This window comes from uncultured Agrobacterium sp. (assembly GCA_913777615.1).
Classification (GTDB): domain Bacteria; phylum Pseudomonadota; class Alphaproteobacteria; order Rhizobiales; family Rhizobiaceae; genus Agrobacterium.
In genome coordinates this window covers 58,447-85,407 of sequence record CAJYTK010000009.1, presented here as the reverse complement: position 1 = coordinate 85,407, position 26,961 = coordinate 58,447, and the positions used below count along the sequence as shown (strand labels likewise).

Below are 26,961 nucleotides of genomic sequence, written 5' to 3'. Positions count from 1 at the left end.
CCGCAACCATGGCAGACGATTCGACCGATCTTTTTGGCGCTCTATTTGGCCCTGCATCCGGCAGCATGAAACCGGGTGACGCTTCGCCAACCGTTGCCGTTCCCGTTCTGGTGCCGATGCCGGCGCCGGGGCCCTATAGCTATGGCGTGCCGGAGGATATGGTGGTGGAGCCGGGCTCCATCGTGCAGGTGCCGCTCGGTCCGAGGCAGGTCATCGGCGTGGTGTGGGACAAGAGCGACGGGCCGCCCGTCGACTCGAAGAAGCTTCGCCCGATCACGAAAACCTTCGACTGCCCGCCGCTTCGCGAAGAGATGCGCCGCTTCATCGATTGGGTGGCATCCTATACGCTCTCGCCGCCGGGGCTGGTGGCGAAGATGGCATTGCGTGCGCCCGCCGCCTTCGATCCGGAGCCGATGGTCGAAGGATTGCGGCTGACCGAAGCCCGGCCTGAACGGCTCACCCCCGCCCGCGAGCGGGTAATCGAGCTTGCCGGTGAAGGTCATGGCTGGACGCGCAGCGGGCTTGCCCATGCGGCGGGTGTCTCCACAAGCGTGGTCGAGGGGCTTGCCAAGCAGGGCGTATTCGAAACCATCTTCCTGCCAGCGCCTCCCGTGGTGGCGGAGCCCGACCCGGAATATGCGCCGTCGCGACTGGAAGGTCCGCAGAAGCAGGCCGCATCCGAAATTCTGGAGGACGTGCGCAAAGGCGGCTTTGCCGTGTCGCTGATCGATGGCGTGACGGGCTCCGGCAAGACGGAAGTCTATTTCGAGGCGGTTGCCGAGACCCTGCGCCAAGGCAAGCAGGTGCTGATCCTGTTGCCAGAAATCGCGCTGACCGCCGCCTTCCTCGATCGCTTCGAAGACCGCTTTGGCTCGCGTCCGGCAGAGTGGCATTCCGATATTTCGCCGCGCATGCGCGAACGGGTCTGGCGCCAGGCGGTGACGGGTGAGGTGAGGGTGGTTGCGGGTGCGCGTTCTGCACTCTTCCTGCCCTTCGACAATCTCGGCCTCATCATCGTCGATGAAGAGCACGACCCAGCCTACAAGCAGGAAGACCGCGTCTTCTATAATGCGCGGGACATGGCGGTGGTGCGGGCACGGATCGGTGATTTCCCGATCGTGCTGGTGTCCGCCACGCCTTCGGTGGAAAGCCAGGTCAACGGCAATTCCGGTCGCTACAACACCATTCATTTGCATACGCGCTTCGGTGATGCGGCCATGCCCGATCTGCATCTGGTCGATATGCGCCGTCACCCGCCGGAACGTGGGGGCTTTCTCTCGCCCGTCCTGTTGCGCGGTATTGCCAAGACCATCGCGAAGGGAGAGCAGGCGCTGCTCTTCCTCAACCGTCGTGGTTATGCGCCGCTGACGCTCTGCCGTGTCTGTGGCCATCGCTTCCAGTGCCCGCAATGTTCAAGCTGGCTGGTGGAGCACCGGTTCCGCAGTCAGCTGCAATGCCATCAATGTGGACACAGCGAGCCGACGCCGGATCATTGCCCGGAATGCGGCACCTTCGACCATCTGGCCGCCTGCGGTCCAGGGGTGGAGCGTATTGCTGAAGAGGTCGAGAAGCATTTTCCAGAAGCCCGCACGATCGTACTGTCCTCCGACCTGATGGGCGTGAAGCGCCTGCGGCTGGAACTAGAAGCGATTGTCAAGGGCGAGGCGGATATCGTCATCGGCACTCAGCTCGTCGCCAAAGGGCATAACTTCCCGCTGATGACGCTGGTCGGCATTGTCGACGCCGATCTAGGGCTTGCCAATGGTGATCCGCGCGCAGCCGAGCGCACCTTCCAGCTCTTGTCGCAGGTGACGGGCCGTGCCGGTCGAACCGGGCGCAAGAGCCATGGTCTATTGCAGACCTACCAGCCGCAACATCCGGTGATGCAGGCGATCGTGTCGGGTGATGCGGAAGCATTCTATGAGCGCGAAATCATCGAGCGCGAAAAGGCGCTCTTGCCGCCCTTTGGGCGTCTGGCCTCCATCATCGTGTCCGCCGATAGCCGGGCGGAAGCGGAAACCCATGCGCGAGCGCTTCGTGCATCCGCTCCGCAAGCGCCGGGCATCATGCTGCTCGGTCCGGCGGAAGCGCCACTCGCCTTGATCCGTGGACGCCATCGCTTCCGGCTTCTGGTCCATGGCAAGCGCAATTCCGACATGCAGTCCTTCCTGCGGGCGATGATCACCAATGGCCCGAAGGAGCGCGGCTCCATCCACGTGCAGACCGATATCGATCCGCAAAGCTTCCTGTAAGGGCTGTGGCACGACCATCTTTCGGCCTCGCTCCCGCCGTGGCATAAGGCGGCCCAAGGGATTCGCGATTTGGGGATGATCAATGGAGTTTTATTTTCCGACAGAGCTGGGTGAACAGCTCGCTTTCGGGGCAGCGGTGTTGTCGTCGCTGATAGGCCTGCTGGTGATGTTTGCGCCGATGATCACCTTTCGTCTCTTCGGGCTTCAGGTGACGGGCGAACGCCGCGATGGTCTGGTGTTGATCCGCTCGTCGCTTGCCGGACTTTATCTCGGCCTGGGTGTGTCCGCGCTTCTGCTCGCCCAGCCCATGGTCTATCTGGCCTTTGGGGCGGCTTTCGCACTTTCGGTCTTTGGCGCGCTGCTTTCCATCCTGTCGGATGGAGGCGCAACGCTTCGCAATTTATTACTTATGGTTGTGCATGTTGTTCTTGCCGCTTTCCCACTGATGTATGTTTTCGGCCTCGTTTAACATCGGCTTCAAAGCATTTCCTCCCGCTGGTAGCGTCACAAGCGCGTCATTGGGAAAATTAAACCGCATTACCCCTTGTTCAAAAGAAGGTTTCCGCTATTACGCGTGTTGCGAGTCCCGGCGTCCTATGCTAGACGGACCGCGAAATCGAGATAAGGCAGGGGGGAATTCCAGCCTTTTTCGGGGAAATTGAAACGAATTCAAGAATTTGACGAAGCCGATCTCTCGGCTGCGTTTTCTTGGATGAATAGCAGGGAAAAATTGCCCGTGGCAGATACCTCCCATGGAACATCCGGTGTAGCGGAAAGGTATGCGTCTTCGCTTTTCGAGCTTGCCTTGGAAGCGGGTGTTGTTGAGGCAGTCAGCGCCGATCTCGACAGGTTCCAAGCCTTGCTCGATGAAAGCGACGACTTGAAGCGTCTGGTTGCGAGCCCGGTCTTCTCTTCGGAAGATCAGTCGAAGGCCATTTCGGCCATCGCTGAAAAAGCTGGCATTTCCGGTCTTGCTGCCAATTTCCTCAAGGTCGTGGCCAATAACCGCCGCCTCTTTGCCGTTCCCGGCATGATTGCCTCCTACCGTACTATTGCTGCTGCTCACCGCGGCGAAATTGTTGCCGAAGTTACTTCGGCGCATGCGCTCGACGAAGCGCAGGAAACTGAACTGAAAGCGGCGCTGAAGAGTGTGACCGGCAAGGACGTGGCGATCGCTCTTACGGTCGATCCTTCCATCCTCGGCGGTCTCATCGTCAAGGTCGGTTCACGCCAGATCGATACGTCTCTTCGCACCAAACTTTCTACCCTTAAGCTTGCACTGAAAGAGGTTGGCTGATGGATATCCGCGCCGCGGAAATTTCCGCAATTCTGAAAGATCAAATCAAAAATTTCGGCAACGAGGCGGAAGTCTCCGAAGTCGGCCAGGTTCTGTCCGTTGGTGACGGTATTGCTCGCGTTTACGGCCTCGACAATGTTCAGGCTGGTGAAATGGTCGAGTTCCCCGGCGGCATTCGCGGCATGGCGCTGAACCTTGAAGCCGACAATGTCGGTGTGGTTATTTTCGGTTCCGACCGTGACATCAAGGAAGGCGACACCGTCAAGCGCACAGGTGCGATCGTTGACGTTCCCGTCGGTCCCGAGTTGCTTGGCCGCGTCGTTGACGCCCTCGGCAACCCGATCGACGGCAAGGGCCCGATCAATGCGACGGAACGCCGCCGCGTTGACGTCAAGGCTCCTGGCATCATTCCGCGCAAGTCGGTTCATGAGCCGATGTCGACCGGCCTCAAGGCTATCGACGCTCTGATCCCGGTTGGCCGTGGCCAGCGCGAGCTCGTCATCGGCGACCGCCAGACCGGCAAGACCGCCATCATTCTCGACACGTTCCTGAACCAGAAGCCGATCCACGACAACGGCCCGGACAACGACAAGCTGTACTGCGTCTACGTCGCCGTCGGCCAGAAGCGTTCGACCGTTGCCCAGTTCGTCAAGGTTCTGGAAGAGCGTGGCGCTCTGCAGTATTCCATCGTCATCGCGGCGACTGCTTCGGACGCTGCTCCGATGCAGTTCCTCGCACCGTTTGCCGGCTGCGCCATGGGCGAATACTTCCGTGACAACGGCAAGCATGCCCTGATCGGCTATGACGACCTGTCCAAGCAGGCTGTTGCCTACCGTCAGATGTCGCTTCTTCTGCGTCGTCCTCCGGGCCGCGAAGCTTACCCTGGCGACGTTTTCTATCTGCACTCGCGTCTCCTCGAGCGCGCTGCAAAGATGAGCGACGAAATGGGCGCTGGCTCGCTGACGGCTCTGCCGGTCATCGAAACCCAGGGCAACGACGTTTCCGCCTTTATTCCGACCAACGTGATCTCGATCACCGACGGCCAGATCTTCCTCGAAACCGACCTGTTCTACCAGGGTATCCGTCCGGCTGTTAACGTCGGTCTGTCGGTTTCGCGCGTTGGTTCTGCCGCTCAGATCAAGGCCATGAAGCAGGTTGCCGGCTCGATCAAGGGTGAACTCGCCCAGTATCGCGAAATGGCAGCATTCGCCCAGTTCGGTTCGGACCTCGATGCCTCCACGCAGCGCCTGCTGAACCGTGGTGCGCGTCTGACCGAACTTCTGAAGCAGCCGCAGTTCTCTCCGCTCAAGACGGAAGAGCAGGTTGCGGTGATCTTCGCTGGCGTCAATGGCTACCTCGACAAAGTCGCGGTAAACCAGGTCGGCAAGTTCGAACAGGGTCTGCTGTCCTACCTTCGTTCCGAAGGCAAGGCGATCCTCGACACCATCCGCACGGAAAAGGCTATCAGCGACGATACCAAGGGCAAGCTCAAGGCTGCTCTCGATAACTTCGCCAAGTCTTTCTCCTGATTAGGCTCTGACTGGGACGGATAACGGATGCCTTCACTAAAGGATCTGAAAAACCGCATTGCCTCCGTAAAGGCGACGCAGAAGATAACCAAGGCGATGAAAATGGTCGCCGCGGCGAAGCTTCGGCGCGCCCAGGAAGCTGCGGAGGCCGCCCGCCCATATTCGCAGCGCATGAGCGCCGTGCTGGCCAACATCGCTCAGGCGGTGGAAGCCGATGTCGCTCCGGCGCTGATGACCGGAACCGGCAAGGACGATGTGCATCTGCTCGTCGTCTGCACGGCGGAGCGCGGTCTGTGCGGCGGTTTCAACTCACAGATTTCCCGTTTTGCCCGCGATCATGCCCGCAAGCTGATGGTGCAGGGTAAGACGGTCAAGATCATCACTGTCGGCAAGAAGGGCTACGACAGCCTGCGTCGCGAATTCTCATCCAACATCATCGAGCGTATCGAACTGCGTGACGTGAAGCGGGTGGGCTTTGCCAATGCCGATATGATCGCCAAGAACATCATTGCCCGTTTCAATGCCGGCGAGTTCGATGTCTGCACGCTGATCTACTCGGAATTCAAGTCCGTGATCAGCCAGATCCCGACCGGCCTTCAGTTGATCCCGGCTGCTGTTCCAGCCACCGAGCAGGCAGCGACCAACAATACGGCGATCTACGAATACGAGCCGGATGCGGCCTCCATTCTGGAAGACCTCATTCCGCGCAACATTTCCGTCCAGGTTTTCCGCGCACTGCTGGAAAACGTGGCTGGCGAAATGGGCGCCAAGATGAGCGCGATGGACAACGCAACCCGCAATGCCGGTGAAATGATCCACAAGTTGACGCTGTCCTACAACCGTCAGCGTCAGGCTCAGATCACCAAGGAACTCATCGAAATCATTTCGGGCGCGGAAGCGCTCTGAGGTAAGGAAAGAGGGTAAGGATAATGGCTCAGGCAGCTACCCCCATTAAGACCGCAGCGACCGAGGGCGCTACCGGCAAGGTTACGCAGGTTATCGGCGCTGTTGTGGACGTTGCGTTCGAAGGCGAACTGCCGGCGATCCTGAACGCGCTCGAAACCGACAACAACGGCAACCGCCTCGTTCTCGAAGTTGCGCAGCACCTCGGCGAAAACGTCGTTCGTACCATCGCGATGGACTCCACCGAAGGCCTCGTTCGCGGCCAGCCGGTCGCCAACACCGGCGCGCCGATCTCGGTTCCGGTCGGTCCTGAAACGCTCGGCCGTATCATGAACGTCATTGGCGAGCCGGTTGACGAAGCTGGCCCGCTGAACACTGCGTCCAAGCGCGCCATCCACCAGGAAGCTCCGTCCTACGTCGACCAGTCGACGGAAGCGCAGATCCTCGTCACCGGCATCAAGGTTGTCGACCTGCTCGCACCTTACGCAAAGGGCGGCAAGATCGGTCTGTTCGGCGGCGCGGGCGTTGGCAAGACGGTTCTGATCATGGAACTCATCAACAACGTCGCCAAGGCGCATGGCGGTTACTCCGTCTTCGCAGGTGTGGGTGAACGTACCCGTGAAGGTAACGACCTTTACCACGAAATGATCGAGTCCGGCGTTAACAAGCACGGCGGCGGCGAAGGATCCAAGGCTGCGCTCGTTTACGGCCAGATGAACGAGCCGCCAGGCGCGCGTGCCCGCGTTGCTCTGACCGGTCTGACGATCGCTGAAAACTTCCGCGACGAAGGCCAGGACGTTCTGTTCTTCGTGGACAACATCTTCCGCTTCACGCAGGCTGGCTCGGAAGTGTCCGCTCTGCTTGGCCGTATCCCGTCTGCCGTTGGCTATCAGCCGACACTGGCAACGGACATGGGCCAGATGCAGGAACGCATCACCACCACAACCAAGGGTTCGATCACCTCGGTTCAGGCCATTTACGTTCCTGCCGACGACTTGACCGACCCGGCACCTGCAACCTCGTTCGCCCACTTGGACGCAACGACGGTTCTGTCGCGTTCGATCGCGGAAAAGGGTATCTACCCGGCTGTTGACCCGCTCGACTCCACGTCGCGCATGCTCGATCCGCTGATCGTCGGCGAAGAGCACTACGAAGTGGCTCGTAAGGTTCAGTCGACCCTGCAGCGCTACAAGGCTCTTCAGGACATCATCGCCATCCTCGGCATGGACGAACTGTCGGAAGAAGACAAGCTGTCGGTTGCCCGCGCCCGCAAGATCGAGCGCTTTCTGTCCCAGCCGTTCTTCGTCGCCGAAGTCTTCACCGGTTCTCCGGGCAAGCTCGTGGCTCTCGAAGACACGATCAAGGGCTTCAAGGGTCTCGTCAACGGCGAGTACGACCACCTGCCGGAAGCGGCTTTCTACATGGTCGGCTCCATGGACGAAGCTATCGAGAAGGCAAAGAAGCTGGCTGGCGAAGCCGCTTGATGTGATTGAACTGGTGCGCGGTTTTTCGCCGCGCGCCGTTGCCCCCCGCGACATCGTCTGTCGCGCAATCAGAAGAAGTGAATAGCCATGGCCGACACTTTCAAATTCGAACTTGTTTCTCCCGAACGTCTGCTGGTGTCCGAGACGGTCAGCGAAGTCGTTATTCCGGCAACGGAAGGCGAAATGACGGTTCTGGTCAATCACGCGCCGGTCATGACGACGATCAAGCCTGGAATCGTCCGGGTAAAGACGGCATCTGGCGAAACGCACAAGTATGTGGTTTTCGGCGGTTTTGCCGATATCCTGCCGACCGGTTGCACATTGCTCGCCGAATCTGCCGTTTCGGCTGACGACATGACACCTGACGATCTGCAGAAGCGCATCGCTGCTGCCCGTTCGGAGATCGAGGAAGGCAACCACCACCACGATCATCTGACGAAGCTTGAAAAGTACCTTTACGAGTTGACGGACCTGCACGAGGTTCTCGTCGCCGCTTGAAAGGACCGGGCGGGTTAAGTTGAGCAACCGTCCACATATAAGCTCAGACGAAAGCGGCTTTTATGGCCGCTTTTTGTTTTTCTAGCCTCGGCAGGAGGCGCAGAGGATAGCTGGCCACTCACCATCAAAAACGGCGCTCTCCTGCGATGGCATCGTCACACGGCGTCTCTGACCGACGCCTGATGTGTGAGGCCAACGGAGGGCAACATGCTATGCCCTCAGAACTCAGTCCATTTCGGCGCTACCGCTGCAGAGCCATTTCGACGTCCAGCAAGCGGCGTCACAGAGTGCCTTGCCGCAGACGCTGAGTGCGCGGATGCAGGGGAGGGCGCGCCTGCCAGCCCCACGTCGAACTGGGTGAGTAGCTGGTGCAGAGCGTCTGCTTCGCGCGCCAGACCGTGGCTCGCCGCATTCGTCTCCTCGACCATCGCGGCATTTTTTTGCGTGGCCTGGTCCATGAGGTTGACGGCGTGGTTGATTTCGCTGAGCCCATTGGCCTGCTCGCGGGCCGCCTCGACGATGGCCGCAACATTGGTGTCAATCCTGTCCACCTGAGTGGCAATATGTTGCAGCGCTTGCCCCGCCTCGCCAACGAGGTCGACGCCGTGCGCCACATGCTGGCCCGAGGTGTTGATCAGTTGCCGGATCTCCTTGGCTGCACTGGCGGAGCGCTGCGCCAGATCGCGTACCTCCTGTGCCACGACGGCAAAGCCTTTGCCGGATTCACCCGCCCGCGCCGCCTCGACCCCTGCATTCAGGGCCAGGAGATTGGTCTGAAAGGCGATCGTATCGATGACGCCGATGATGTTGGTGATTTCGCCGGCGGATTGTGAAATGGCATCCATAGCGGCAATCGCCTTGTCCACAATCGTACCGGAGCGTTCGGCCTGGGCTTTGGTCTCGCTGACGAGCCGTCCTGCCTCATCGGCCCGCCTGCTGGCATCGGCGCCCGTGGTGGTAATCTGCTCGATAGCCGCAGCACTTTCTTCCAGCGAGGCTGCCTGCTGCTCTGTGCGCCTTGCCAGATCATCTGCCGCCGAACGAATTTCGGATGAGCCGGATGCAATGGTCTCGGCATTCTGGGCAACGGTGAGCATCGTCAGACGCAGCTTTTCGATTACCTCGTTGAAGTCGCTCCTGAGCTTTTCCATGCTCGGGACGAAGGGCGTATCGAGGCTTTGCCGCAGATTGCCCTCGGCCAGCGCGCGCAGGGCCTGCCCGAGCGTCGTGATCGCGCTCATGCGCGGGGTGACGTCGGTGGCGAATTTGACGACTTTAACCACCGCTCCCGTGTCATCCAGGATAGGGTTATAGGCAGCCTGTATCCATACTTCCTTGCCGTGTTTGCCGTAGCGCACGAACTCGTCGGAGATGAACTCTCCGGATGCCAGGCGCCGCCAGAAGTTGCTATAGGCATCAGAGGCGACATAGGCTGGATCGCAAAACATCCGGTGATGACGGCCTTCGATTTCTTCCAGAGCGTAGCCCAGCCCGTCGCAGAAATTACGGTTTGCAGTGAGGATATGTCCGGTCGGCGTGAACTCTATGACCGCCTGTGAGCGTGAGATTGCCTCCAGCTTGCTGTTGTCCTCATTTGCCTTGAGCTTCCTTGCGGTAATGTCGGTTGCTATCTTCACGACCTTGTAAGGCTTGCTGCCGCGAAAGACCGGATTGTAGGACGCCTCTATCCAGATCTCGCGGCCATCCTTGCGCAGCCGCTTGAATTCTCCGGTTCGGGCTTTACCCGTCTTGAGGTCTTCCCAGAAGTCGCGGTAGGCTTGAGAGGCACAATGATCGGCATCACAGAATATCCGGTGATGCTGCCCGACGATTTCGGCAAGCTCGTAACCGAGTTCCGAACAGAAATTGGTGTTGGCGTGAAGGACCGTACCGCTTAGATCGAACTCGATAACGGCATGTGATGCGGCAATCGCCCTCACGATATTACTGTTATCTGCACCTTGCCCCAGCAAAAACATCTTGACCCCCAGGACAGCCGAAATCGTGGTGGCAGTTTGGAGGAAAGACGAAAGGTTTCCGAAACTGCTACTTGCGCACTGGCTGATTGATTTCTGCGCTCGCACAGGTTTCATTAGAGCAAATCAATATTAAAAGTTTCTTTCTTAGAATTGACGAAATAATACGATCTCTTTGATACCTGACTAAAGCATCTCTTGTAGAAGTGTACAGCGGTTTTGCCAGAGCGACATGCCGCAGAAGAAGAGCCCAAAGGGTGCAGAGCGAATCTCGGAAATCGCTACCTGCTTTCCACTTACGCGTGGATGGATGCGACATAAAAAAGCCGCGCGGAGGGCGTCCGCGCGGCTTTTTCGATGACTTCGTATGTCGGGCGCGTATCAGGCCGCCAGTTCTTCCATCTCGCTTCCCTTGAACATCTTGGCGAGGTTCAGGAAGCAGATCATGCCATGTTCGTTGGCGATGATGCCTTCGGAGAAGGACTTGTCGAAGGAGGCGGATACTTCCGGCACGGGCTGAACCTGGTTTGCCGGGATCGTCAGAATATCGGAGACGCGATCGACCAGCATGCCGATGACCATGTTGTGGACTTCAGCCACCACGATGGCGCTGCGCTCATTGGCCACGGTGCTCTTCATGCCAAGCTTGTAAGCCAGGTCGATGATCGGAATAACCGAGCCGCGAAGGTTCATGACGCCGATGACATCCGGCGGCGCGTGCGGGATGGGCGTGGATGGCGCCCAGCCGCGAATTTCGCGGATCGTCGTGGTCTTGACGCAGAATTCCTGATCGTGGAGGCGAAAAGCGATGATTTCGAGTGTCTCACCGCCAAAATTTGTCGAATTGATCGTTGCCATCAGAATTCTTCCCAATCCTTTTGTGTCGGAGCCAAAGCGAGAGAGCCGGACGTCGCATAGAGAGCGGGCTTCGGCTTTCTTTCAGGGGCGCGTGTGACCGGCACCTTCCGTTCAGGCTGCAGTGATTGATTCGTAACAGAAGATTGTTTCCCAAATCTAAATTGCGTGAGCAATTCCTGCAGAAGATAAGCCTCATGCGCCAGCCCGTGGCTGGACGCGGTCGTCTGTTCCACCATTGCGGCGTTCTGCTGGGTGTTGGTATCCATGGCTGCGATGGCGTGATTGATTTCCTTGATGCCATTGGCCTGATCATGGGCGGTTTCGACAATGGCTGCGACGTTGGTATTGATCTCTCCGACTTGGGTGACGATCTTGCCGAGTGCCTTGCCGGTTTCACCCACGAGGTCGACGCCTTCGTCGACCTGGCGCGCGGACGTGTCGATCAGCGTCTTGATCTCCTTTGCGGCCTGTGCGGAGCGTTGCGCCAGTGCGCGCACCTCTTGCGCCACAACGGCAAAGCCTTTTCCAGCTTCACCCGCGCGGGCGGCTTCCACGCCGGCGTTCAGCGCCAGGAGGTTCGTCTGGAAGGCGATCTCATCGATAACGCTGATGATGCTGCCGATTTCATTGGACGATTGCGAGATGCGCCCCATGGCGTCGATGGCCTTGCTGACGATCAGGCCGGACTGTTCCGCATCGTTTTTCGTATTGGTGACCAGACGGCTGGATTGTTCCGCACGCTCCGCGTTCTGCGCCACCGTTCGGGTAATCTCCTGTAAGGCGGCGGAGGTTTCCTCCACTGCTGCCGCCTGCTGCTCGGTACGCCGGGCAAGGTTGTCGGTGGCTTCGCTGATTTCGCGCGCACCCTCGGTAATGCTCTTGGTGCTTTCCGCCACGTTGCGCATGGCGTGCTGGAGTTTATGCAGCGAGGCATTGAGATCGTGCCGGACCTTTTCGAGGGTGGGGGTAAAGGAGACTGAGATCGTGCCGGTCAGGTCGCCATTCGACAGAGCCGTCAGGCTGGAGGCAAGATCGTCCACGGCGGTGACGCGATCGGTCACGTCGGTTGCGAACTTGATGATCTTGAAGACCTTGCCGTTTTCATCAAAAATTGGATTGTAGGACGCCTGGATCCAGATCGGTTTGCCGCTCTTGGCAATGCGCTTGTACTCTGCTGACATATACTCGCCGGAGCCCAGTCTTCTCCAGAATTCGCCATAGGACGGATCGTTGCGGATGCTGTCTTCGCAGAAAATGCGGTGATGCTTGCCGCGGATCTCCTCAAGGCTATAGCCGACAGCGTTCAGAAAATTCTGGTTTGCTGTAACGATCTCACCGGTCGGGGTGAATTCGATGATGGCCTGCGCGCGGGAAATAGCGTCCAGCTTACCAGCATCTTCAGCCGCCTTGCGCTTCGCATCGGTGATGACGGTGGCAAGCTTGACGACGCTCGTGACCCTGTTGCCCTCCATGACGGGGTTGTAAGAGGCCTCGATCCAGACCTCATTTCCGCCTTTGGCGATCCGCTTGTATTGCTGCTTGTCGAAGCGACCGGCTCTAAGATTCGCCCAGAACTGCTGGTAAGCATCGCTATCGGCATAGGAGGGTTCGCAGAAAATGCGGTGGTGCTTGCCGATCAGCTGATCGGCGGTATAGCCCATCGCTTTGCAAAAATTTTCGTTGGCTGAGAGTATATGTCCGGAAGTGTCGAATTCGATAACGGCCAGCGAGCGGCCTAACGCTGCAAGGACCGCTTTTGCATGGGTCCCGGGAAGAGAGAGCATTCAGTGAACTCCGTCACGGCTCAACCCCTTGGTCGGACCGGTATTGTGGTGCGTGAAGACAAGATCCTAAAGCACAACAGCCGCGAAAGGTTCAAGGCAACAACAATTGTTTAGCTCATCAAATTTAACAATCTCTGAACTCGAAAAAGTTTAACGATTTCCTTAACGACGTGACCTGAATTCTTGTGGTTCACGCATAAGTTGATCAGTACTCCTTTTCATAGAAGATGCCGGCTGCACCTTCGCCGCTGGCTCCCGCTTCGCCGCGCAGCTTGACGCCGCGTCCGACGTCGAGATTGATGACTGCTTTTGCGCCGGAATCGCCGCTCTGCTCGAGCTGGAGATAGGTACGCTCATTGATATATTTGCCTGCCGATACCCGCGCCCGTCCTTCGGAATCGGTGGATATATCGAGATCGTCGATGCCGAGGTTGCTTCGCAGGCTATCGAACAGGGAGGTTGAGCGCCCGCCCGCCAGCTGACTTGCCGCTTCCGCCAGTCTGGCAATCTGCAGAGGTGACAGTTTGGACATGGACTGGCCGAAGATCAGCTGTGCCATCACCTCATCCTGGGGCAGCGCCGGGGACGATGTGAAGGCGAAAGATGGATCGTTGGCGTTGCCGCTGACGGTCACCGTCACGGTGTTGGAGCCGACGCTCGAATCGGCAGAGAGGTTGAGAACCGGGATCAGCCCGCCGCCGAAGGTGATTTCGCCATTGGTGAAATCCAGCCGCCGCGTCAGGATTTCGAGACGGCCACGACGCATGGTGAAACCGCCGGAGATCTGAGGGCTAGCGGCCGTGCCGCGTATCGTCAGGTTGCCGGTCAGTTCCGCATCGATGCCGCGTCCGCGCACGAAGATGCCGCTTGGTGCATTGATCTGGAGATCGAGACCAATTGTTGATGAACTACCGCTGCCACCTTCGTCAGCGCGGATCTCCGCCTCCTGGCGTCTCACCGCCCGTGGCGCGTTCTTGTGCTTGATATCGATTTCCGTCAGCGATGCGGGCAGGCGTTCCGGAATGGTGATCGCGCTTTTATCCAGTGTCAGCGTACCGGCGAGAAGCGGCGACGACAGGACCGGACCCTTCAGCGTCAGCGTGCCGCTTGCCTGCGTGGTGAACAGTGTTCCGTCCGCGTAGGTTGCGCGGTTCAGCGTGATGCTGAGATCTGCCGGAAACCCTGATGCGGGGTTGATGCCGACAGTACCGGACCCGGAAATGGTTCCACCGCCCGACAGGCTTCCCGTCAGCCTCGATATGGTCGCGACATCGCGGTTGAAGGTAATCGTTGCGGCAAGATTGTTGAGGGTAAGGTTGCGTCGCACATCGGTAACGCGCGTACCCTGGGTGCTGATCGTCCCCGTCACGGAAGGCGCGGCGACGCTGCCTTCGATGCGGATATCAACTGCCGCCGAACCATCGACGACCAGGCCCTGTTCGGATGTTTGGGCCGCAAGCGCGGCAAAGGGCAGTTGCCCCTTGAAGCTCATGGCAAGCGGGCGGTTGCCGGAAAGGCCAAGCGTACCGCCGCCGGAAACCGTCAGCCCACCGCCGCCTGTCAGGCTGGTATCGAGTTGGAGCGACTGGTTGGCAAAGCGGCCATTGGCCTTGATCCCCAGCGCGCCGAGCCCTGCGGCGCGCGTCTGGGCAATAGCTGCATCGGACCAGGTCAGATCGTAATCGATGGCGGGATCTGCGGCCGAACCCTTGGCGACAACCGTGCCGGAAATGGTGCCTGCCGCATCGAGCCCAGGTGAAAAGGCATTGGCGAGACTGGCCGGAAGGGCGCGTATGGCGGCATTGACGTCGAGCGTCGATCCGGCGCTACCGTTGACTTCGACCCGACCGTTGCCGGTCTGGATGGTCAACCCGGATATGCGCGCATTGCCATTCTCCACCGTGATGACGCTCGGAGCGGCAAGGCGAACGGGGATGCCGCGCGGCGTGGCGGAAAAGCTTTCCAAAGCGACGCGCATGGGCGAAGCGCCGGTGTCTGCCCGGCCTTTCAGCACCAGCGGGGCATTGTCATAGCGGCCATTGAGATCGAATGTCGTGGCATTTGCTGCGTGATCGATATCGAGTTCGAGACCTGAGAGTGCTGCTGCACCGGCATTGATGCTCTGCGCCTTCACCGTGCCGTTGATGGCCAGAGCCAGGAGATCGTCCACCTTGAGGTCGGCAACCAATCCGGAAATTGCTGTCGTGTCCTTGCGGATCGTTTTGCCATTGGCGCGAATGGTGGCGGCAATCTTGCCATCGGCGTTGCTGATGGCGATATCGCCCTTCAGGTCGCCGCTCGCTTGCTGGGCGGCAAGCGCTGCCAGAAGCGAGATATCGGGAAAATCGAAAGACAGAGCGCCGGACGGCAGGAATTGCGGCGTCAGTTGCAGCTTGCCCGTCATCACGTTGGGGCCGACCTTGACGTTCAGCTCCGGAATGGCGGTGCCTTCGCCCGTCTGCACCAGCGCGGCAGAGGCGTCGATCGGCTGGTTGTCCAGTGTGCCGGTCGCTTGAAACTTGGCCTGCGGCGCGGCCACATCCGCCTTGCCACTCGCCAAAACCTTCAGCGATTGCAGCGAACGTCCCGCAAGCGTGGCGCGCGCCGCAGAGATATCTGCGGTGAAGTCGGCAGCGCTGATCGGTCCGTTTGCCTGAAGAGAGAAATCGAGTGAACCGGCGGCCTGCGGCGACAACTTCTCCAATGCCGGCAGCCGACCGGAGAGTTTGGCGGCGATCGCGCCATTGTCGAGCGACACGCCGCCATTGGCTTCGAGCGTGGTGGACTTGATGACGAGGTTCTCTAGACTTGTCGCGCCGCCCATCAGGCTCTCGACATAGCCGTTGATCGCAATCGTGCCGTCGAATTTTTCCGCCAGCGCCGGGGGAAGCACGGACGGCAGAACGAAGAGGCGCAGGTTCGACGAGACTTTTCCAGCCGAAAGATCATAGGCGCCGCTTGCCGTTCCGCCGATGCTGGCGCTTTCGAGCGTTGCGCCTTCAAAGGCGATGGTCTGTGGCGAGACGCGCAGCGGTGCGCTGAGCTTTAACGGAGCCTTGACGATGCGCTCCAGGTCCGGCGAGGTCAGCGCCGACTGATCGACCGACAGCAGGGTACGGATCGTGCCGGTCATGCTCGCCACGTCGAGATCTTCGCTGGCTGCGGTAAGCTTCACGCCCTGAAGGGTACCCTGTGGCACCTTGAGAGAACGAAGCGAGGCGACGGTGTTCAGGCGTGCTGCGTCGGCGTTGCCGCGCAGGCTGAGGTCAATGCCATCCACCAGCGCCTGGAGCTCGCCATCCGCCAGCGGCAGGCGGATATCGACGGGTCCGTTGGTTCCGATCAGATTGGCGGAAAGGTCGTTCTGGCCCTGGGGATCGACGCTGCCGGATGCCGTGAGTATCAGCGCGCCGGTTTCCAGATTGCCGTTCTCGACACTGATACGACCTTCCGGCGACATGGTCGCGGCCAGGTCGATCTTCGTTTCTCCGCTGAAGAGCTGGCGCACCAGCGGCGGCAACAGCCGATCCGGATGACCGCCGCCTTGCAGCGTCACGCGCCGCGTTCCGTCCTGCGCCAGGCTGTGGTGGCCATTGAGCGCGACGACTTCGTTTCCGGAAACGGAACCGGCGAGTTTCCCCGACCAGTCGGAGAGAGGGCCTTCGCCGCTGAGCTTTATGGAGACCGCAGGCGCGCCCGGTAGACGCAGAAGGTTTGCAAGCAGGCCACCCTCCGGCTCGTTCAGCAGCGCCTGAAGTTTCAGCACGTTTTCAGCCGGGATATAGGCCAGATCCGCATCTATCGACGCGCGCTGCTCATCCTTGCGGGAGGCTGAGAGCGACGCCGTGATGGTGTCGGAGGTGGCATAGCCATGGCCCGATGCCGACAGAGCGAAGGCGCGTCCGGCCAGCTTCTCGCCAAGCTCGATGTTGGGAAGCGACAGATCGTCGACGGTCACTTTCAGGGGAAGGGAGAAGCTGCCGGAGCTTGGCTCTGCCTGTTGCGATGCTGGCAGCGGTGCCCGGTCGACACGGATATTGGCAGCCGTCAGCCGTTCGGCGTGAAACGTTCCTGTCAGGAGATCGAGCGGCGACCAGTCGAGCTCCACACCGTCGAGTGTCGCATAGCTGCCTTCACGATCGGCAATGGTGACGTTATCCAGTCTCAATCTGCCGGTCAGCAGACCCTTCGGTGGCGAGATAGTGATCGTCTGGTCCGTGCTGGAAGCAATGCGAGACACCTCGTTTGCAAGGAATCGCGCGCCGAAGGGGCTCAAGCCAAAAAACAGCAACACGACCACAAGAAGCGCGACGGCCCCGAGTGCGATGCAGGCGAACCACTTCAGCAATCGAATCAGCATGTTCATAAAGGACAATCTACACTTCGCTTGGTCGTCGTGACAGGGTTGGGTTTACTGCGGCGCAAAGCCCGGCGTTTTTGAACGCTCCTTCCTCAGAAGGATTGTCCGATGCCGGCGTAAATGCCGAAACTGCTGCCGCTCGGATATTTTTCCAGCGGCATGGCGACATCAAGACGCAGAGGCCCGAACGGTGTCGCATAGCGAAGACCGATGCCGGCACCTGCGCGAATATCAGAAAAATCCGGTGTGACTTCGGAGGAAACCACGCCCGCATCGATGAAGGGAACAATGCCAATGGTTTCCGTCACCTTCACACGCGCTTCAAGCGAGGTGACGACATAGGACCGGCCGCCGGTGGCCTTGCCATTGACATCATAGGGCGAGATCTCCTGATAGCTGTAACCGCGCACAGAGCCGCCGCCGCCAGCGAAGAAGCGGCGTGTCGTGGGAATGTCCTCAAGCGAACCGCCGCCGAAGAGAACGCCGCCTGCGATCTTGCCGGCCAGCACCACCTGATCGTCCGAGCCCAGGCCCTTGTAGCCGGTGGTCGATGCCTCGAACGACGAGAAGATGGTACCGTTCAGCGCTTCATAGCTCGGTTTGGCGGAAATCGATGCGCGGAAACCATCGGTCGGGTTCAGCTTGTCATTGCGCCTGTCTCGCACGAACTCCAACGGCACAGAGGTCGTCAGATAATCATTCGTGCCGAAAGCGTCTTCGGTGCTCGCCCATTCGACTTCGAGACCGGCTGCTGCTGTATCGTAATCGTTGAAATCATACGCGAATCCGCCATATCCGGTCACCGTCTGCGCATCATAGCTGTCGGGGTGCTCGGTCTTGGCCTTGAGGCTTGCGGTAAAGGTCGTCTGCGGATTGAAGATTCCGGGCTTGGTAAAGATAATGCCGGCGGAATAGTCTATGTCCTGAACGGTCGATGCCTCGCCAAGGCGCGTCACGGCACCCTCGATGCGAAGCGATTCGGCTTTGCCGAACAGGTTGCGGTGGCCCCAATAGCCCTGCAAGCCTGCTCCTTCCGTCGTCGAATATTGCGCGCCCACGCCAAAATAGCGAAATTTGCCTTCGGAAACCTCGATGGTCAAAGGAAGGCTGCCATTGGGTGCAAGCGTATTGGCTTCCTTGATTGCGACGCTGGAAAACACGCCGAGTTTGCGCAGCCTGTCGGAGGCCTTGCGCAGCTTGTCCGGCGAATAGGGCTCTCCGCTGTTGAGGCGTGAGTAACGACGGATGAAGTCCGGATCGACGGCCTTGTCGCCCTTGACCGCCACGTCTCCCAGCGGCGCCACCGGGCCACCTTCGGCCACCATGGTCAGATCCACCGTGTTGGTGGCGTGGTTTGCCACCGCCTCGCGCTTTGTGAGCTTTGCCAGCGGGCGACCTTCCGCCTTCAGGTCGTCTATCAGTTTGTTGCCTGCGCGGATGATGGCAAGCGAGCCCGCGTCGCCGCCGGTTACCAGACCGTAATCTGCGGGGTCGTGCCCCGTGATATCGCCTTGCAGCCTGACCGTTCCGAGCTTGAAGACCGGGCCCGGCGTCACATCGATTACAACCGGCACGGGGCCTGCTCTGTTGAATGTCGGATTGGGCGGAATGGAATCAATATCCCGCCCGGCGATCTTGACCGTAACGATACCGCCATAGCGGGCATTCTCGTAAAGTGCGGCGATCAACCGGTCGCGGTCGTCCTTGGCGCGAATGAGCAGGCCGAGATCGCCCGATGCCGGCTTTTCCGGCTCGGTCACCATCAGGGAGCTGTTTTCCAGACTGTCTCTGAGTTTGCTGTCTGCTCCCGGCGTATTGAGCGTCACGGTAAAGCGGACGGGATCGAGAACTTCGTTTGCCTCGTCCTTGTCCGAGCCCCATAGCTGGATGCCGAAGATCTTCAAAGCGAAGGCTTCGCGAACGAAGACGGGATAAACGCTCATGGCTGCCGCCACCGCCAATGCAGTGCCTGCCCTCCAGTACGCTATACTCTTCCGTTGGTCAGTCCGTTTTTTCGGCATGCGGTGCTTTATGGTTGAGCATTTATTATTGCTCCTGCCCGTTTATCCTTCGTTAATGCGCAAATTTAATCATAATTAGACAAGGAGGGGCACCCCAAAAAAGGGCCAATGCGGGGAAACAAAAAAAGCCCCGACGATTGCCGGGGCTTTTGATGCAATTCTGTCACGCTGTTAGCGGCAACGTGCCGTGTAGCGCTGGCCGTACTGGTCACGGTAGTAGCAGTAGCCAGGCTCGGAAGCGCGGCCGATCAGGTAACCGGTTGCGCCGCCGATGAGGCCGCCAACCGCTGCGCCACGGACGTTACCGGTAATTGCGCCGCCAGCCAGTGCGCCGATCACCGCGCCGCCGCCGGTGGTCTTTTCAGTCTGCGTGCAGCTTGCCAGCGCCAGACCCATAACAGCAAAAATAACAGCCTTTTTCATGAACTCTCTCCACGTTACATTTGAGCTCGATGGCTCTCGGTAGGCGTCCCAATAAGTCTGCGGCGACTGCTACCTCCGACCGCCGCAGATATCTAACAAGTCGAATGTTTCTTTGGAAGCCCCCTTGTAAGGCTGCGCTCCCCGGGCCAATCGATTGTGCCCTACTCAACGGCGGCTGAATTAAAAGGTTCCAAATTTTTTAGCGGTTTGACATGAATCAAGTTTGTCATTCCTCAAGACTCTTATAAGTATATTGGAACGGTTCAAAAGTGGAGGCGAATTGACGCATCGGTTCGATATCGGCGTCGAGGGGGTTGACGGTTCAAGGAGGTGGGCCGAAAACGCTTGCACGTATTCTGGAGCATGGAATGGACTTCGAGGCATTTTTCAAGACCGAGCTGGATGGCTTGCATTCGGAAGGTCGCTACCGCGTTTTTGCCGATCTCGAGCGACAACAGGGACACTTTCCGAAAGCAACCCGTTACACCGCCGACGGTGAACAGCGCGATGTCACGGTTTGGTGCTCCAACGACTATCTCGGTATGGGTCAGAACCCAAAGGTCATCGAGGCAATGAAGGCCGCCATCGATCACTGTGGCGCGGGTGCGGGAGGCACCCGGAATATTTCTGGCACCAACCACCACCACGTCAAGCTCGAGCGCGAACTGGCCGACCTGCACGGCAAGGAATCGGCGCTGATCTTCACCTCCGGCTATATTTCCAACTGGGCGACCCTCGGTACGCTCGGTCAGAAGATCCCCGGCCTCATCATCTTCTCGGATGCGCTGAACCATGCCTCGATGATCGAAGGCATTCGCTATGGTCGCTGCGAGAAGGTCATCTGGAAGCATAACGATCTGGACGATCTGGAAGCCAAGTTGAAGGCCGCCGATCCCGCAGCGCCGAAGATGATCGCTTTCGAATCTGTCTATTCGATGGATGGCGATATTTCGCCGATCAAGGAAATCTGTGATCTCGCCGATAAATACGGCGCCATGACCTATCTCGACGAAGTGCATGCGGTCGGCATGTATGGTCCTCGTGGCGGCGGCATTGCCGAGCGTGAAGGACTGATGGATCGCCTGACGATCATCGAAGGAACGCTTGGTAAGGCTTTCGGCGTGATGGGTGGTTACATTGCGGCTTCGGAAGCGCTCTGCGATTTCATCCGTTCGTTTGCGTCCGGCTTCATCTTCACCACCGCACTTCCGCCGTCTCTGGCAGCTGGAGCGGTCGCATCGATTCAGCATTTGAAGGCGAGCCCCTTCGAGCGCGCCCGTCACCAGGAGCGCGTGCGCACGCTACGCTCCATGCTGGACGCTGCCGGTATTCCCCACATGACCAATCCCAGCCATATCGTTCCGGTGATGGTGGGCGACGCCGCCAAGTGCAAATGGATTTCCGATATCCTGCTCGACGATCACGGTGTCTACGTGCAGCCGATCAATTATCCGACGGTGCCGCGCAAGACCGAGCGTTTGCGCATCACGCCGACGCCACTTCACACCGATGCGGATATGGAACGGCTCGTCGGAGCGCTTCATCAGCTCTGGTCGCGTTGCGCGCTCGCACGCGCTGTCGCCTGATCAACAAGACGTGGAATGAAAAGAGGGGCGCAGCTTATCGGCTGCGCCCCTTTTGCATTTAATGCTCAAGCATCTCCTGGACAATTTCCTTGCCTGACAGCGACGACGGGTAGTAGGTCGGCCAATTGGTGAGTTCCTTCAGCACCGTGGCGCGGTCGTCACCCCAGTAAAGGTGGTAGTGGCCAGCCTTTTGCGGTGCGATGGTGTGGTCGCTGAACTGGATATATTGCGGTGCGGATGCATCGCCGCCGGTCTTCTTGAAGATGTAGCGAACGCCGCGATTGCCCTTCTTGTAGGTCAGGATCTCGTAGCCGTCGCTCGCATATTTGCCTTCGGTGGCCTTGCCGTCACGGTAGAAGGTTACGTCTTCACCCTTGATGGTGATGCGGTTGACGTCGGTCTTGTAGCCGACATCATATTCCTCACGAAACTCCTTGGCGCTCTTCTTGCCGTGCTCGGCCTTGTGCTGCATCACCGGATCGAGCGTGCCATCCTTGAGATAAGGATAAACCGACTGCCAATCGCCTTCCCAATCAGAGAGCGGGCGTTCCTTAACGGCGCTGTCTTCAAAGTAGCCCTTATAGACGTCGCTGGAACCATGTGAATGCCCATGGGAATGGTTATGGGCGTGATTGTGGGTTTCGGACTTCGATGGTGCCGATTTCTCCTGCGCCACCGCAGCGGCGGACAGAAGCAGCAGCGAGCTAACGGAAAGGGCGAGGGCTTGCGTGAGTTTCATCGTGTTTCCTCATTGTGATGTAATAACGTAACAAAAGGCGACATAACGGGAAAGCATGGAGGTGGCAAGTCCGTTTCCGGAACTTTAAATAATAGGAAGGGTGTTGAAAAAGGGACGACAGCACGGCGTCCCGCAGATCTTGATTTTAGCCATCAAGCCATCAGCAATGGCCCTCGCTTCTGAAGCCTTCAGGCGTCTTTCTCATTTCGCGCTGACTGTCAGTCATAATAAGAAGGGCGGAGATGCCAAAATCGGTCACTCCACCCTTAAACCAGTGCATGTTTTAAACAGTCTGCGCGACGTGGCCGAGCATGTTGCCGTTCAACCGTCAGGCCGCCCAGCGGCGAGAGCTTTGCTCGGCACCGGCGGTGCGGAAACTTTGCAGCTTGCGCGCGATCTCCACCATTTCGTCGATCATCGCATTGGATGCCGCAGCCGTTTCTTCCACCATCGCCGCATTCTTCTGCGTGACCTGATCAACCTGTCCAATAACGCTATCGATTTCGCGAATGGCGGCTTCCTGGTCACTGGCGGAGCGTTCGATGGTTTCGACGGAGCCGCCGACCTGCGCAATGTGGGCAGAGATGCGACCAAGGGCCGAGCCTGTTTCGTTGACGAGGCCGACGCCATTTTCCACCAATTGGCTCGACGTGGTGATCAGCGCGCGGATTTCCCGGGCCGCTGTCGCAGAGCGTTGGGCAAGCTCGCGCACTTCCTGCGCCACCACGGCAAACCCCTTGCCCGCTTCACCCGCACGGGCGGCTTCCACGCCGGCGTTCAGGGCCAGCAAATTGGTCTGGAAGGCGATCTCATCGATGACGCCGATGATCTTGGCGATTTCGCCGGAGGATCGGTCGATGGCTTCCATGGCAGCGATTGCCTTCTCGACAATCACATGGCCTTCGCCGCTGTCATTGCTGGCGAGTGCGATCGTCTTTTTGGCGGACCGAGAGGCGCTCGCCGCATCGCTCACGGTATTGACGATCTGTGAAAGTGCTCCCGACGCTTCTTCGATGCTTGCAGCCTGGCGCTCGGTGCGACCTGCCAGTTCCGAGGAAGCGGAGCCAATCTCCCGACAGCGATGCAGCACCGAGGTCACGGCGTTCGACACCTCACTGACGAGCGCGCGCAATTGCTCTGTGGCAACGTTGAAATTCTGTCGGAGGCTATCGGTCTTTGGGGAGAAGGCGCGGTCGATCTGTTGTGTCAAGTTGCCATCGGCCAACTGACGAAGACCTGCTGCCAGCTGCTCGATTGCCGCGCGGTCTTCCTCTGCCTCCCGTGCGGCCTGTTCCTGGCGCTGGCGTTCGGCATTGCGCAGCCGGATCATTTCTTCAATGTCCTGCCAGACGACGATCAGCAGTGTTTCATCGTTCCGCTTCCAGGAAATGAGCGTAACCTGAACCTGGAAAAGGCTGCCGTCGCGGCGCTGTCCTTCCCATTCGAAGCGGGAAAATCCTTCCTTCATGGCCAGACCGATATGCACGTTTGCCTTCTGGTCGGAGCGTTCCCCATCCGGCTGACGTTCCGGCGAAAAATCCGGAGGCGTCAGGCCATTGATCGTGTCGGCCGGCTGACGAAGGGCTTTCTGGAACGCGTCGTTGAAGGCGACGACCCTGCCTTCGCGCAGAACGCAGTAAGCATCCGGCGAGCTCTCGAAAAGAAACGATGCAAGCTCACGGCGAAAATCTTCTTTCGGGCGGGCAAAACCGAACATTGCAATATCTCCAACGACTATGTCGTCGGAATTATCATTAATAATTTAATCTCATATTAATTCAGCTCTATACCATTTCCACTATAAAACAGGTTTTCCAGCTGCAGCCTGCGGGTCTCGCAGGTCTTCTCTTGTAAGCGTCATCTTCGGCTATTGTGCCTAAGCGGGCTTCTGCTTTTGCGAAATGACATCCTCGGCGTAGGCGCGCGCCTCGGCATCGGCGGCCAAGATGGCATCGATCGTGTCAGCTGACCTGCCGTCATTCATTTTCTCCATGACGGATTCGACGGTATCGGCCATATGCAGAAAGCCGATCTTTCCGTCGACGAAGGCGTGGAAGGCTGTTTCTTCCGCCGCGTTCAGCACCGCACCTTGCACACCGCCGCGCTCCAGCGCCAGACGTGCGAGCCTGATCGAGGGAAAGCGTTCCTCGTCGGGCGCTTCGAAATCAAGCCGTGCCAGCTTGGCGAAATCGAGCCGCTCGACATCGAGCGTGCCGCGGCTGGGATAGGTCAGCGCATAGCCAATCGCCGTGCGCATATCCGGGCAACCAAGCTGGGCGATGACCGATCCGTCGGTATAGGCCACCATGGAGTGGATGATGGATTGCGGGTGGACGATCACCTCGATCTGCGATGGTTCAAGATCGAAGAGATACTTTGCCTCGATCATTTCCAACGCCTTGTTGAACATGGAGGCACTGCCAATCGAGACTTTCAAGCCCATGGACCAGTTGGGGTGGGCACGGGCGATCTCGGCGGTGACGCCGTCCATCTGTTCGCGGCTCCAGGTGCGAAAGGGGCCGCCGGATGCAGTGAGAACGATGCGCTCCACCTTGTCGCGGTTTTGGGGTTCCAGGCACTGGAAGATGGCGCTGTGTTCGCTATCGACCGGAATGAGCGTGCCGCCGCCCTCGCGCATGGTGGAGATGAAGACATCGCCGCCGGTGACCAGGCACTCCTTGTTGGCGAGCGCGATGTTGGCACCGCGCCGCGCCGCCGTCAGCGTCGGCTCGAGCCCAGGCGTGCCGGCAATCGCCGCCATCACCCAATCAGCCTCCAGACTTGCGGCTTCCTGCAAGCCGCTTTTGCCAGAGGCGACGGTAATGCCGCTTCCGGAAAGCGCATCCTTCAACTCGGCATATTTCTCGTCGTCGGCGGTGACTGCCAGCGTCACGCCGAACTCGCGCGCCTGTTCAGACAGCAACGCCACATTGCCCGCACCCGTAAGGCCTAGAACCTCGAAGCGGTCCCGCCCACCGAGCTGGCGAATGACATCCAGCGTGTTTGTACCGATCGAGCCGGTGGCGCCAAGGACGGTCAGTTTTTCAGGCGGGTTGCTGCCCTTTTGGCGTGTCATATGAAATCCGGCTTTCGTGGAAACTCTCCCTCAAGGCTCTACAAGCGAAACAGGGGCAGAACAAGATCAAAGCCTGTCAGCAATTTTTCGCCACACTGCGTCCTTCTCCACATCGATGACATCTGCGTGCGCCGCTTGCTAATGGCAGCGCGAGCATGCAGTTTGAGTGGCTGATGCGACGCGGTGCTGAAGTGCTGATACGGCATTGATAAATAGAGGATTTTCATGAAGCGATTTTTGATCTCGAGCGGCTGGATTTTTGTCATCACTCTTCTGCTGGTGCTCGTCTTCATCCCTTTCGATCCGCGCATTTCGCAGCGCGCGCAGGCCCTTCCGGGCGCGATCGTCGGATTCAACAAGGCGATCACCGATTTCGGCACCTTCCGCTGGATGCTCTACAGCACCGGGCTTTTTGCCATCCTCGCCTATATTGCCGGGCGCTTTCTGCTGGCGAGCCCTTATTCGGCAAGGATCGGGACGGCGATGCGGCTCTTTGCCTATTTCTTCCTGACCATCGGCAGCGCCAGCATCTTCGTGCATCTCCTGAAATTCCTCATCGGTCGCGGACGGCCTGAGCTTTATGGCGATATTGGCGCCTATAGCCTGACGCCGTTTACCGGCGACAATCTCTATGAGAGTTTCCCGTCCGGTCATTCTACGGCGGCGGGTGCCTTTTTCGGTGCTTTTGCCATGTTGATCCCGCGTTTTCGTTACGTCTTCATGGCCCTTGCGCTCGTCATCGGCATTTCGCGGGTGATCGTCGGCGCGCATTATCCGAGCGATGTGGCCGCTGGCCTTCTGCTCGGTATCTGGACGTCCATGCTCTTCGCCTTTATCTTCGCCCGCAAGGAATGGTTGTTCCGTTTGGTCAAGGGTTGGCCCTATCCGAAGAACAAGCCGCTTCCGCCTGCAGATCAGGCATGATGACACAGGATATTGCCATGCCAAGCGACCACCGCGACGATGTTCAGGCAATAGAGACCACGGTTGCCATCGTCGGCGGCGGGCCCGCTGGCATGATGCTCGGCCTGCTTCTGGCGAGGGCGGGCATCGACGTGACGGTCATCGAGAAGCATGGCGATTTCCTGCGCGATTTTCGCGGTGATACGATTCATCCCTCGACGATTGCGCTCATCGAACAACTCGGTTTTGCAGAGGAGTTTCTGGTGCTGCCGCACACCAAGGCGGAAAAGCTGCATGCGGAGATTGGCGGCGAGAAGCGCACCATCGCGGATTTCTCCTGGCTGCCGGTCAAAAACAAGTTCATCGCCTTTATGCCGCAATGGGACTTCCTCAATTTCCTGGCAGGCAAGGCTGGGCAGTTCGACAGTTTCCGTTTGCTGCACAACGCCGCTGTCAGCGATCTCATCGAGACGAAGGGGCGCGTCAGCGGCGTGGTCCTCTCCACCCCATCCGGTACACTCACCGTGAAGGCCGATCTGGTGGTCGGTGCCGATGGCCGCAATTCCACGGTGCGCGACAAGGCCGGTCTCCATATCGAACGCTTCGGCGTGCCGACCGAGGTTTTGTGGATGCGGCTGTCGAAACAGCCAGGCGATCCTCACGAAACCATGGGTCATGCCGGTCCGCAGCAGGGCTTCGTGCTGATCGATCGCGGCGATTACTGGCAGTGCGGTTATGTGGTGCGCCGGGGCGTCTATGCTGAGATCAGCGAAAAAGGCATTGAAGCTTTTCGCCATAGGGTTGCCGAGGTCTGCCCGCTGCCTGCTGATCGACTGCAGGAAATCAAGAGCTTCGATGATGTCTATCTTCTCACCGTGCGCATCGACCGGCTGACGCAATGGTGGAAGCCGGGCCTCATCTGCATCGGTGATGCCGCCCACGCCATGTCGCCGATCGGCGGCGTCGGCGTCAATCTCGCCATTCAGGATGCGGTGGCGGCCGCCAATATTCTGGTGCCCGCCCTGCGTGACAGAGGAGTCATCTCCGACGGCGATCTAACGGCTATCCAACAGCGCCGCACCTTTCCGACCAAAGCCACGCAGAAGCTGCAATTGATGATGCGCAGCAAGAACCGTAAGGATCACGAAGCCGCACCCAAGTCCAAAGGCCCGCCCGCCTTCGTTCGCGCTATCCTGCGCTTCCCACTTCTAGCCCATCTCGCTGGCCGTCTGATCGGGCTCGGCTTCAGGCGCGAGAAGATTACCTATTGAA

Annotated in this window: 19 protein-coding genes; 10 read left to right on the top strand and 9 right to left on the bottom strand. The window is 59.1% G+C overall.

The genetic code is table 11. The features are described 5' to 3' along the window. Window positions 1-8: 8 nt before the first annotated feature. From QZ862_RS07915 to QZ862_RS07885, 7 genes are all read left to right on the top strand, one after another. Entirely contained in the window at window positions 9-2,252 is a 2,244-nt protein-coding gene (locus QZ862_RS07915; RefSeq protein ID WP_296098840.1) for a primosomal protein N', read from the top strand. An 82-nt stretch (window positions 2,253-2,334) separates the two neighbouring features. Further along, the gene (locus tag QZ862_RS07910; protein WP_296098836.1) at window positions 2,335-2,721 is read left to right on the top strand and encodes a DUF4345 domain-containing protein; all 387 of its coding nucleotides are present in this window, start codon (window positions 2,335-2,337) and stop codon (window positions 2,719-2,721) included. Between the two features lie 261 nt (window positions 2,722-2,982). Then, window positions 2,983-3,549, top strand: a complete 567-nt coding sequence (locus QZ862_RS07905) for a F0F1 ATP synthase subunit delta (RefSeq protein WP_296098834.1) — start codon at window positions 2,983-2,985, stop codon at window positions 3,547-3,549. Next, complete coding sequence (atpA, locus tag QZ862_RS07900) at window positions 3,549-5,078, top strand: F0F1 ATP synthase subunit alpha (RefSeq protein WP_296020386.1); 1,530 nt, start codon at window positions 3,549-3,551, stop codon at window positions 5,076-5,078. Before QZ862_RS07905 ends, atpA begins: the two co-directional genes overlap by 1 nt. Window positions 5,079-5,105: 27 nt before the next feature. Further along, the gene (locus tag QZ862_RS07895; protein ID WP_296098829.1) at window positions 5,106-5,984 is read left to right on the top strand and encodes a F0F1 ATP synthase subunit gamma; all 879 of its coding nucleotides are present in this window, start codon (window positions 5,106-5,108) and stop codon (window positions 5,982-5,984) included. Between the two features lie 23 nt (window positions 5,985-6,007). Next, window positions 6,008-7,465 (top strand): F0F1 ATP synthase subunit beta, encoded by a 1,458-nt coding sequence (atpD, locus tag QZ862_RS07890; protein ID WP_296020383.1) that lies wholly within the window; start codon window positions 6,008-6,010, stop codon window positions 7,463-7,465. Window positions 7,466-7,552: 87 nt separating this feature from the next. Then, on the top strand, window positions 7,553-7,963 hold the full coding sequence (locus QZ862_RS07885; protein WP_296020380.1) for a F0F1 ATP synthase subunit epsilon: 411 nt from the start codon (window positions 7,553-7,555) through the stop codon (window positions 7,961-7,963). A gap of 218 nt (window positions 7,964-8,181) precedes the next feature. Here the strand turns inward: QZ862_RS07885 and QZ862_RS07880 are convergent, their stop codons facing one another. From QZ862_RS07880 to QZ862_RS07855, 6 genes are all read right to left on the bottom strand, one after another. Then, entirely contained in the window at window positions 8,182-9,942 is a 1,761-nt protein-coding gene (locus tag QZ862_RS07880) for a PAS domain-containing methyl-accepting chemotaxis protein (RefSeq protein WP_296098827.1), read from the bottom strand. A 378-nt stretch (window positions 9,943-10,320) separates the two neighbouring features. Continuing rightward, window positions 10,321-10,797: a chemotaxis protein CheW gene (locus tag QZ862_RS07875; protein WP_296020376.1), complete on the bottom strand. Its 477-nt coding sequence runs from the start codon at window positions 10,795-10,797 to the stop codon at window positions 10,321-10,323. Next, complete coding sequence (locus QZ862_RS07870; RefSeq protein ID WP_296098826.1) at window positions 10,797-12,581, bottom strand: PAS domain-containing methyl-accepting chemotaxis protein; 1,785 nt, start codon at window positions 12,579-12,581, stop codon at window positions 10,797-10,799. The genes QZ862_RS07875 and QZ862_RS07870 overlap by 1 nt, the downstream gene beginning before the upstream one ends. Window positions 12,582-12,786: 205 nt before the next feature. Continuing rightward, window positions 12,787-16,947 (bottom strand): translocation/assembly module TamB domain-containing protein, encoded by a 4,161-nt coding sequence (locus QZ862_RS07865; protein ID WP_296098824.1) that lies wholly within the window; start codon window positions 16,945-16,947, stop codon window positions 12,787-12,789. An 86-nt stretch (window positions 16,948-17,033) separates the two neighbouring features. Further along, window positions 17,034-18,962, bottom strand: coding sequence for an autotransporter assembly complex family protein (locus tag QZ862_RS07860; RefSeq protein ID WP_296098821.1), 1,929 nt, complete (start codon window positions 18,960-18,962; stop codon window positions 17,034-17,036). Window positions 18,963-19,133: 171 nt separating this feature from the next. Next, the gene (locus tag QZ862_RS07855) at window positions 19,134-19,385 is read right to left on the bottom strand and encodes a glycine zipper domain-containing protein (RefSeq protein WP_296020367.1); all 252 of its coding nucleotides are present in this window, start codon (window positions 19,383-19,385) and stop codon (window positions 19,134-19,136) included. Between the two features lie 368 nt (window positions 19,386-19,753). On the opposite strand from QZ862_RS07855, the gene hemA reads away from it, so the two are divergent. Next, window positions 19,754-20,971 (top strand): 5-aminolevulinate synthase, encoded by a 1,218-nt coding sequence (hemA, locus tag QZ862_RS07850; protein ID WP_296020364.1) that lies wholly within the window; start codon window positions 19,754-19,756, stop codon window positions 20,969-20,971. 58 nt (window positions 20,972-21,029) lie between these two features. On the opposite strand, the gene QZ862_RS07845 is transcribed toward hemA, so the two are convergent. From QZ862_RS07845 to dxr, 3 genes are all read right to left on the bottom strand, one after another. Then, window positions 21,030-21,710: a metal-binding protein ZinT gene (locus QZ862_RS07845; protein WP_296098818.1), complete on the bottom strand. Its 681-nt coding sequence runs from the start codon at window positions 21,708-21,710 to the stop codon at window positions 21,030-21,032. Window positions 21,711-22,038: 328 nt separating this feature from the next. After that, window positions 22,039-23,427: a methyl-accepting chemotaxis protein gene (locus QZ862_RS07840; protein WP_296098815.1), complete on the bottom strand. Its 1,389-nt coding sequence runs from the start codon at window positions 23,425-23,427 to the stop codon at window positions 22,039-22,041. 159 nt (window positions 23,428-23,586) lie between these two features. Beyond that, window positions 23,587-24,786: a 1-deoxy-D-xylulose-5-phosphate reductoisomerase gene (gene dxr / locus QZ862_RS07835; protein ID WP_296098812.1), complete on the bottom strand. Its 1,200-nt coding sequence runs from the start codon at window positions 24,784-24,786 to the stop codon at window positions 23,587-23,589. Between the two features lie 225 nt (window positions 24,787-25,011). On the opposite strand from dxr, the gene QZ862_RS07830 reads away from it, so the two are divergent. Both QZ862_RS07830 and QZ862_RS07825 read left to right on the top strand, forming a co-directional pair. After that, on the top strand, window positions 25,012-25,710 hold the full coding sequence (locus tag QZ862_RS07830; protein ID WP_296098809.1) for a phosphatase PAP2 family protein: 699 nt from the start codon (window positions 25,012-25,014) through the stop codon (window positions 25,708-25,710). Window positions 25,711-25,727: 17 nt separating this feature from the next. Beyond that, complete coding sequence (locus QZ862_RS07825; RefSeq protein ID WP_296098805.1) at window positions 25,728-26,960, top strand: FAD-dependent oxidoreductase; 1,233 nt, start codon at window positions 25,728-25,730, stop codon at window positions 26,958-26,960. The last annotated feature ends 1 nt before the right edge of the window (window position 26,961 follow it).

Excerpts from the sequence above, each read along its gene's own strand:
- atpD (WP_296020383.1), top strand. The coding sequence starts at position 6,008 with ATGGCTCAGGCAGCTACCCCCATTAAGACCGCAGCGACCGAGGGCGCT.
- QZ862_RS07855 (WP_296020367.1), bottom strand. The coding sequence starts at position 19,385 with ATGAAAAAGGCTGTTATTTTTGCTGTTATGGGTCTGGCGCTGGCAAGC.
- QZ862_RS07870 (WP_296098826.1), bottom strand. The coding sequence starts at position 12,581 with ATGCTCTCTCTTCCCGGGACCCATGCAAAAGCGGTCCTTGCAGCGTTA.
- QZ862_RS07915 (WP_296098840.1), top strand. The coding sequence starts at position 9 with ATGGCAGACGATTCGACCGATCTTTTTGGCGCTCTATTTGGCCCTGCA.
- dxr (WP_296098812.1), bottom strand. The coding sequence starts at position 24,786 with ATGACACGCCAAAAGGGCAGCAACCCGCCTGAAAAACTGACCGTCCTT.
- QZ862_RS07830 (WP_296098809.1), top strand. The coding sequence starts at position 25,012 with ATGAAGCGATTTTTGATCTCGAGCGGCTGGATTTTTGTCATCACTCTT.
- atpA (WP_296020386.1), top strand. The coding sequence starts at position 3,549 with ATGGATATCCGCGCCGCGGAAATTTCCGCAATTCTGAAAGATCAAATC.
- QZ862_RS07840 (WP_296098815.1), bottom strand. The coding sequence starts at position 23,427 with ATGTTCGGTTTTGCCCGCCCGAAAGAAGATTTTCGCCGTGAGCTTGCA.
- hemA (WP_296020364.1), top strand. The coding sequence starts at position 19,754 with ATGGACTTCGAGGCATTTTTCAAGACCGAGCTGGATGGCTTGCATTCG.
- QZ862_RS07875 (WP_296020376.1), bottom strand. The coding sequence starts at position 10,797 with ATGGCAACGATCAATTCGACAAATTTTGGCGGTGAGACACTCGAAATC.
- QZ862_RS07880 (WP_296098827.1), bottom strand. The coding sequence starts at position 9,942 with ATGTTTTTGCTGGGGCAAGGTGCAGATAACAGTAATATCGTGAGGGCG.
- QZ862_RS07885 (WP_296020380.1), top strand. The coding sequence starts at position 7,553 with ATGGCCGACACTTTCAAATTCGAACTTGTTTCTCCCGAACGTCTGCTG.
- QZ862_RS07860 (WP_296098821.1), bottom strand. The coding sequence starts at position 18,962 with ATGCCGAAAAAACGGACTGACCAACGGAAGAGTATAGCGTACTGGAGG.
- QZ862_RS07845 (WP_296098818.1), bottom strand. The coding sequence starts at position 21,710 with ATGAAACTCACGCAAGCCCTCGCCCTTTCCGTTAGCTCGCTGCTGCTT.
- QZ862_RS07910 (WP_296098836.1), top strand. The coding sequence starts at position 2,335 with ATGGAGTTTTATTTTCCGACAGAGCTGGGTGAACAGCTCGCTTTCGGG.
- QZ862_RS07895 (WP_296098829.1), top strand. The coding sequence starts at position 5,106 with ATGCCTTCACTAAAGGATCTGAAAAACCGCATTGCCTCCGTAAAGGCG.
- QZ862_RS07825 (WP_296098805.1), top strand. The coding sequence starts at position 25,728 with ATGCCAAGCGACCACCGCGACGATGTTCAGGCAATAGAGACCACGGTT.
- QZ862_RS07865 (WP_296098824.1), bottom strand. The coding sequence starts at position 16,947 with ATGAACATGCTGATTCGATTGCTGAAGTGGTTCGCCTGCATCGCACTC.